Source organism: Bartonella sp. CR127HXZ (assembly GCF_042194555.1).
Lineage (GTDB): Bacteria > Pseudomonadota > Alphaproteobacteria > Rhizobiales > Rhizobiaceae > Bartonella > Bartonella grahamii.
Genome location: NZ_JBHIMZ010000003.1, coordinates 167,983 through 176,853, shown reverse-complemented (window position 1 = coordinate 176,853; position 8,871 = coordinate 167,983). Strand labels below are relative to the sequence as shown.

1 pseudogene is annotated in these 8,871 nt (G+C 42.5%); it reads left to right on the top strand.

The annotated features are described in order from the left end of the window. Nucleotides 1-17: 17 nt before the first annotated feature. Nucleotides 18-8,867: pseudogene (locus ACFIKY_RS03290) on the top strand (hypothetical protein); the annotation flags it as partial. Between the last annotated feature and the right edge of the window lie 4 nt (nucleotides 8,868-8,871).

Sequence of the window (8,871 nt, the reverse complement as noted above, 5' to 3'; positions counted from 1 at the left end):
GGGGTGGAAATACGGGAATGCAACGTTCTAAAGACAACAATGTTGTTTTGGGTGATGGGATTGGCGTGGCAGGGAGCAACTTTAGTGTTGTTATTGGTGACAATGCGTCTGTTAGTGTTACGGTGGGCACAAACGGTTCTGTTGCTATCGGGTATGGTGCAAGAAGTGGTAACGGTTGGAATGTTATTGTCGGGGCTATGGCAGAAACAGAGAAATTGTCGTATGGTTCTGTTGTTTTGGGGCGGGGGGCAAAAACGGAAGGTATATATGGCATTGCAATTGGGGGTGTTGGAGTTAGTGGTGGTAAGGGGCAGGACGTTGATGAAAAAAATAGAGTACTTGCAGCTGGTGATTATGCAATGGCTCTTGGTTACAGCGCGAAGAATTATGCAACACAGGGGATTGTTCTTGGTTACAGTGCATCTGCAACGAAGGATGCGCAGTATAGTATTGCTATAGGTTCCTCTGCAAAGGCGACGGCAGGAGACACCATTCTTTTGGGGCGAGATACATTGGCTACAGAAGACAATAATATAGCCATAGGTCATAAAGCTCAGACAACAAACAGGTATGCTATTGCTATAGGTTACATGACTCACGCTATGGGTCTAAGTAGTCTCGCAATAGGTGGTGAATATAATCCGAATAGCGAACACGGGGAAAATGATTATACAACCGCGGAGGGTGATTATTCAACGGCTGTGGGTGCTGTTTCTAAGGCTTTGGGGTATGGTTCAACTGCTATTGGTCATCGTGCAAAGGGAGTTGGTAAGGAGAGCATTTCTTTTGGATATTATTCGGAAGCACAGGGAGAGGGAGCTATCACTATAGGTGCCAATTCTGTAGTTTCGGTGGAAGATGGTATTGCTCTAGGAAGAGGTTCTATAGCCAGTAGGGCTGCTGGTGTTTTTGGTTATGCTCCTTCGATGAAGGATGAGGTTGCAACAAATGGTATATCTCAGTGGAAAAGTACACTGGGTGTTATGAGTGTTAGTGGGAGTGGAACGCGACAAATTACAGGCGTAGCAGCTGGTAGTGATGCTACCGATGCAGTGAATGTTGCACAGTTGAGGGACATGAAAAGATTCGTAAAAGAAAACGGTTGGAAACTCTCTGTTGGCGGTGCAAATGGTACAACTGTTCTTATGGATGGTGATGTAGATTTTTCTGCTGGAAGCACAAATCTTCAGATTGCAAAAGATGATGAAGACAATAAGTTAAAATTCGATTTAGCTCAAGATGTTGCATTAACGAGCTTAAAGGCAGGCACAAATACCCTAGATGCCACCGGCTTAGTGATTACGGGTGGTCCGCAAATAACGACGGCTGGTATTGGTGCTGGCAGTAAAAAGATAACAGGATTGGCAAAAGGTACTGATGATACTGATGCCGTTAACAAAGGTCAGCTTGATGAAAACGTAACCACTCTTTCTAAAAATATTGAAGACGTGCGTTCTATAGCAGTTTTCTACGATGTAGAAGAAGATACAACAGAAGAGGTCAGTACACTTACCAGAACAGCACCTAAAGCGAAACAAAGCAGTGTGACTTTTGGTGATCCTAAAACAGGCACTGTTGCATTGCATAATGTTGGAATTGGCAAGATTACAGCAGATTCAACGGACGCTGTTAATGGTAGTCAGCTTTATTCGCTTGGCAGCGAGGTTGCTAAGTCTTTAGGCGGTGGCGCTGGATATGCAGAAGGTAAATGGACCGCTCCTACATTCACGGTTAAATCGGTTAAGAATGATGGTGTTTCTGAAGATAAGGTTTATTCTGATGTTGCGAGTGCTTTGAGTGGAGTTGGTAGTTCTATCACGAATGTTCAGAATAAATTGACTGAGCAGGTTAACAATGTGGTTAACAAGGTGGAAGGCGAAAGTTTTGTTCAGCAAGATAAAACAACGCATCTCCTCACTATAGGTGCTAAATCAGAAGGCAGTGAAATCAATATTGCCAATAAGACTGGTGCGGATCGGACTCTTTCCGGCGTGAAGGACGCGACGAAAAACAATGAAGCCGTTAACAAAGGACAGCTTGAGAAAGGTTTAAAGGATCTTTCGAACAGTCTTCAGTCTGATGAATCAGCAGTTGTTCATTACGATAAACAAAAGGATGGTAAAGTTGATTATGCGAATATCACCTTGGGTGGTAAAGATAAGACAGCTGTAGGTCTCCATAATGTTGCCGCTGGTAAGATTGCCAAGGATTCACGTGATGTAATCACGGGTGGTCAGGTTAACACAATCGGTGAGGATGTTGCCAAATTTTTAGGTGGTAATGCCTCATTTGAGAAAGGTATTTTTAAAGGACCGATCTATAATTTATCCAGTATTACTACAGATGGTACGGCAACAGAAAAGTCATACAACGATGTTGGTTCAGCCTTTGCTGGTCTTGATACGAGTGTCAAGAATGTGAATGCACGCATTAAGGAAGTGTCTCAAGGTGTTGCTCAGGATTCTTTGAACTGGAGCAAAACTGCTCATGCCTTTGTAGCGCAGCATGAAAAGAGGGAAGAAAAAGACGGCAAAGTTGTAGTGACACAAGAAAACAGCAAGATAACGTCTCTTGCAGCAGGAGCTATTACGAAAGATTCCACAGATGCCATTAATGGCTCACAGCTTCATTCACTAGGCAATACCGTTGCTACCTATTTTGGCGGTAGCGCAACATTTGCAGATGGTGCTTTTACAGCTCCGACTTATAAGATCTCAAATGTTGCTGAAGATGGTAAGGCAACAGAAAAGTCATACAACGATGTTGGTTCGGCTTTTGCTGGTCTTGATGCGAGTGTCAAGAATGTGAATACGCATCTAACGAATGAGATCAAAAATTTTACTGAAAAAGTAACGAATATTACGCAAGCAGTCCAAGGCGATGCTTTGTTATGGAATGATAAATCCCATGCCTTTGTAGCGCAGCATGAAAAGAGGGAAGAAAAAGACGGCAAAGTTGTAGTGACACAAGAAAACAGCAAGATCACATCGCTTGCGGCTGGCAAGATTACAGCAGATTCAACGGACGCCATTAATGGCTCTCAGATTTATTCTATGAGTGAAATGGTTGGTAGTTATTTTGGCGGTGGCGCTGGATATAATAAAGAAGGCGCATGGATAGCTCCTACTTTCAAGGTCAAACAAATCGGTTCTGATGGGCATATTACTGATGAGACTTATCAGAATGTAGCGGATGCTTTTTCTAGTGTTGGTAATTCTTTCCAGAGTGTTCATGATGAGATTAACACTATGAGAAGTGATAGTCTTGTTAAGTGGAATGAAGAGACAAAGGTTATCAAGATTGGTGGCGAAAAAGATGGTACGACAATCACTGTTGCTGATAAGGATAGTAAGGCTCGAACTCTTTCTGGCGTGAAGGATGCAGAAAAGGACGACGAAGCGGTTAATAAAGCCCAGCTTGATAGAAATGTGAATGCACTTACGAATGAAATTAATGACGTGCGTTCTGTAGCAGTTTTCTACGATACGGAAGAAGATACAGAAGAGGTCAGTACACTTACCAGAACAGCACCTAAAGCGAAACAAAACAGTGTGACTTTTGGAGATCCGAGCAAGGGTCAGGTTGCATTGCATAATGTTGCGGCTGGTAAGATTGCCAAGGATTCACATGATGCAATCACAGGTGGTCAGGTTAACACAATCGGTGAGGATGTTGCCAAGTTCTTAGGTGGAGATGCTGCATTTACAAATGGAGCTCTTACACAACCAACCTATAAATTATCACACATTGCCACAGATGGAGTTGTGACAGAGAGTTCGTTCCAAGGTGTTGGAACTGCTTTTGCTGGTCTTGATACAAATATCAAGAATGTGAATGCACGCATTAAGGAAGTGTCTCAAGGAGTTGCGCATGATTCCTTGTTATGGAATGATAAATCTCATGCCTTTGTCGCCCGTCATGAAAAGCAGGAAAAAGGAGACGACGGCAAAGTTGTAGTGACACAAGAAAACAGCAAGATAACGTTTCTTGCCGCAGGAGATATTACGAAAGATTCCACAGATGCCGTTAATGGCTCACAGCTTCATACCTTGGGCACAGGGGTTGCTACGTCTTTAGGCGGTGGCGCCAAGTATGAGAATGGTGCATGGACTGCTCCTACATTCACGGTTAAATCGGTTAAGGATGATGGTACTGAAGAAGAGAAGAAGTATACTACTGTTGCAGAAGCTTTTGCTGATGTTGGTACATCTTTCACGAATATTAAAAACGATATTACCAATGTAAAAGGTGATAGTCTTGTTAAGTGGAATGAAGAGAAGAAACTGATCAAGATTGGTGGCGAAAAAGATGGTACGACAATCACTGTTGCTGATAAGGATAGTAAGGCTCGAACTCTCTCTGGCGTGAAGGATGCAGAAAAGGACGACGAAGCGGTTAATAAAGCCCAGCTTGATAGAAATGTGAATACACTTACGAATGAAATTAAAGACGTGCGTTCAGTAGCAGTTTTCTACGATATAGAAGAAGATACAGAAGAGGTCAATACACTTACCAGAACAGCACCTAAAGCGAAACAAAACAGTGTGACTTTTGGTGATCCCAAAACAGGCACTGTTGGATTGCATAATGTTGCGGCTGGTAAGATTGCCAAGGATTCACATGATGCTGTAAATGGTGACCAGCTTCATTCACTAGGCAATAACGTTGCGACATATTTTGGTGGTGGTTCAACATTTGTAGATGGTGCTTTTACAGCTCCGACTTATAACATCTCAAATGTTTCTGACGATGGTAAGGTAACGACTAAATCACATAACGATGTTGGTTCAGCCTTTTCTGATCTTGATACGAGTGTCAAGAATGTGAATACACATCTAACGAATGAGGTCAAAAATTTTACTGAAAAACTAACGAATATTACGCAAGAAGTTCAAGGCGATGCTTTGTTGTGGGATGAAAGTGCAAAAGCCTTTGTAGCATTGCATGGAAAAGAAGGTGAAAAGACAAACGGCAAGATCACATCGCTGGCTGATGGTTCTATAGTATCAGGTTCGAGCGATGCGGTTACGGGTGGACAGCTTCATAGCATCACAGATGATTTATCAAAGCTTTTAGGTGGCGCTGTATCCTTTGATGGCAAAAACTTTAAAGGATTAAAGTATGACTTATCGACAGTTTCTACAGACGGTAAGGTAACAGATAAATCGCATACCGATGTTGGTTCTGCCTTTAAAGGACTTGATGATAATATCAAGAATGTGAACGCTCGCATTAAGGAAGTTTCAGAGGGAGTTGCACAAGATTCCTTGTTATGGAATGATACAGCCCATGCCTTTGTAGCGCAGCATGAAAAGAAGGAAGAACAAGCCGACGGCACAGTTGTAGTGACACAAGAAAACAGCAAGATCACATCGCTGGCTGATGGTTCTATTGTGGTAGGTTCGAGCGATGCGATTACGGGTGGTCAGATTTATGATCTTCGAAAACAGTTTGCTGGCTATTTTGGTGGCGGTGCTGGTTATAATGAGAAGGGCGAATGGCAAGCTCCAAACTATAACTTATCGAATATTGATAAAGATGGTAAGGTAACAGATAAATCACACACCAATGTTGGTTCTGCCTTTGAAGGACTTGATACAAATATCAAAACTGTGAACGCTCGCATTAAGGAAGTCTCTGAAGGTGTTGCTCAGGATTCTTTGTTATGGAATGATAAATCCCATGCTTTTGTAGCACAGCATGAAAAGAAGGAAAAAGACGACGACGGCAAAGTTGTAGTGACGCAAGAAAACAGCAAGATCACATCGCTTGCGGCTGGCAAGATTACAGCAGATTCCACAGATGCCGTTAATGGCTCTCAGATTTATTCTATGAGTGAAATGGTTGGTAGTTATTTTGGCGGTGGCGCTGGATATAATAAAGAAGGCGCATGGATAGCTCCTACTTTCAAGGTCAAACAAATCGGTTCTGATGGCCATATTACTGATGAGACTTATCAGAATGTAGCGGATGCTTTTTCTAGTGTTGGTAATTCTTTCCAGAGTGTTCATAATGAGATTAACACTATGAGAAGTGATAGTCTTGTTAAGTGGAATGAAGAGAAGAAACTGATCAAGATTGGTGGCGAAAAAGATGGTACGACAATCACTGTTGCAGATAAGGATAGTAAGGCTCGAATTCTCTCTGGCGTGAAGGATGCAGAAAAGGGCGACGAAGCGGTTAACAAAGCCCAGCTTGATAGAAATGTGAATGCACTTACGAATGAAATTAATGACGTGCGTTCTGTAGCAGTTTTCTACGATACGGAAGAAGATACAGAAGAGGTCAGTACACTTACCAGAACAGCACCTAAAGCGAAACAAAACAGTGTGACTTTTGGAGATCCGAGCAAGGGTCAGGTTGCATTGCATAATGTTGCCGCTGGTAAGATTGCCAAGGATTCACGTGATGTAATCACGGGTGGTCAGGTTAACACAATCGGTGAGGATGTTGCCAAATTTTTAGGTGGTAATGCCTCATTTGAGAAAGGTATTTTTAAAGGACCGATCTATAATTTATCCAGTATTACTACAGATGGTACGGCAACAGAAAAGTCATACAACGATGTTGGTTCTGCCTTTGAAGGACTTGATACAAATATCAAAACTGTGAACGCTCGCATTAAGGAAGTGTCTGAAGGTGTTGCTCAGGATTCCTTGTTATGGAGTGATACAGCCCATGCCTTTGTCGCGCAGCATGAAAAGAGGGAAGAAAAAGACGACGGCAAAGTTGTAGTGACGCAAGAAAACAGCAAGATCACATCGCTTGCGGCTGGCAAGATTGCAGCAGATTCAACGGACGCCATTAATGGCTCTCAGATTTATTCTATGAGTGAAATGGTTGGTAGTTATTTTGGCGGTGGTGCTGGATATGATAAAGAAGGCAAATGGATTGCTCCTACTTTCACGATTAAGACTGTTAAGGATGATGGTACTGAAGAAGAGAAGAAGTATAATACTGTTGCAGAAGCTTTGGCTGATGTTGGTACATCTTTCACGAATGTTAAAAACGATATTACTAATGTGGTAAGTAATAGTCTTGTTAAGTGGAATGAAGAGCAGAAAATAATCAAGATTGGTGGCGAAAAAGAGGGTGGTGTGATTACTCTTGCCGATAATAAAAATACGGCGCGGACACTTTCTGGTGTGAAGGATGCAGAAAAGAACGACGAAGCAGTTAACAAGGGACAGCTTGATGAGAATGTGACAAAACTTTCTGATGACATTGAAGAAGTGCGTTCTGTGGCAGTTCTTTATGATGAGGAAGAAGCTTCAGAAGAGGTCAGTACACTTACCAGAACAGCACCTAAAATTAATAAGAATAGTGTGACTTTTGGAGATCCCAAAACAGGCACTGTTGCATTGCATAATGTTGCGGCTGGTAAGATAGCCAAGGATTCACATGATGCTGTAAATGGTGACCAGCTTCATTCACTAGGCAATACCGTTGCTACCTATTTTGGTGGTGGTGCAACATTTGCAGATGGTGCTTTTACAGCTCCGACTTATAAGATCTCAAATGTTGCTGAAGATGGTACGGCAACAGAAAAGCCCTACAACGATGTTGGTTCAGCTTTTGCTGGTCTTGATACGAGTGTCAAGAATGTGAATACGCATCTAACGAATGTAGAAAATAAGTTTACCCAAAAGATCGATGATATTTCGAAAGAGGTTAAAGGTGATGCCTTGTTGTGGAGTGATAAAGTCCATGCCTTTGTAGCGCAGCATGAAAAGAAGGAAGAAAAAGAAGACAGCACAGTTGTAGTGACACAAGAAAACAGCAAGATAACGTCTCTTGCAGCTGGAGCTGTCAGTGAAACTTCAACAGACGCCGTTAATGGCTCACAGCTTCATACCTTGGGCACTGTGGTTGCTACGTCTTTAGGTGGTGGTGCTGTCTATAAGGATGGGAAATGGACTGCTCCTAGTTTCAAGGTTAAAACAATCAAGGAAGATGGTAGTGCTGTTGAAGAGCAGAGCTATAATAGTGTAGCGGAAGCGTTTGCAGGCGTTGGCAGTTCTTTCACGAACATTCATAATGAGATTAACAAGGAGATTAGCAAAGTCGTAGGCGATAGCCTTGTTAAGCAGGATGAAAAGACAAAGGTTATCAATATTGGTAAAGAAGTAGAAGGCAGTGAAATCAATATTGCCAATAAGGCAGGTACGGATCGGACTCTTTCTGGTGTGAAGGCAGCGACCAAGGATAATGAAGCCGTTAACAAAGGTCAGCTTGAGAAAGGTTTAACGGATCTTTCCAACAGTCTTCAGTCTGATGAATCAGCAGTTGTTCATTACGATAAAAAGGATGGTAAAATTGATTATGCGAATGTGACTTTAGGAAAAGCTACAGATAAGACAGCTGTAGGTCTCCATAATGTTGCTGATGGTAAGATTGCCAAGGATTCACATGATGCAATCACGGGTGGTCAGGTTAATACAATCGGTGAGGATGTTGCCAAGTTCTTAGGTGGAGATGCTGCATTTACAAATGGATCTCTTACACAGCCAACCTATAAATTATCGCACATTGCCACAGATGGAGTTGTGACAGAGAGTTCGTTCCAAGGTGTTGGCACCGCTTTTGCAGGTCTTGATGATAATATCAAGACTGTGAACGCTCGCATTAAGGAAGTCTCAGAAGGAGTTGCGCATGATTCCTTGTTATGGAGTGATAAAGCCCATGCCTTTGTAGCGCAGCATGAAAAGAGGGAAGAAGGAGACGACGGCAAAGTTGTAGTGACGCAAGAAAACAGCAAGATCACATCACTTTCGGCTGGTTCTATAGCATCAGGCTCGAGTGATGCGGTTAATGGTGGACAGATTTATGATCTGAATCAGTCGCTAGCAAAGTATTTTGGTGGTGATGCTA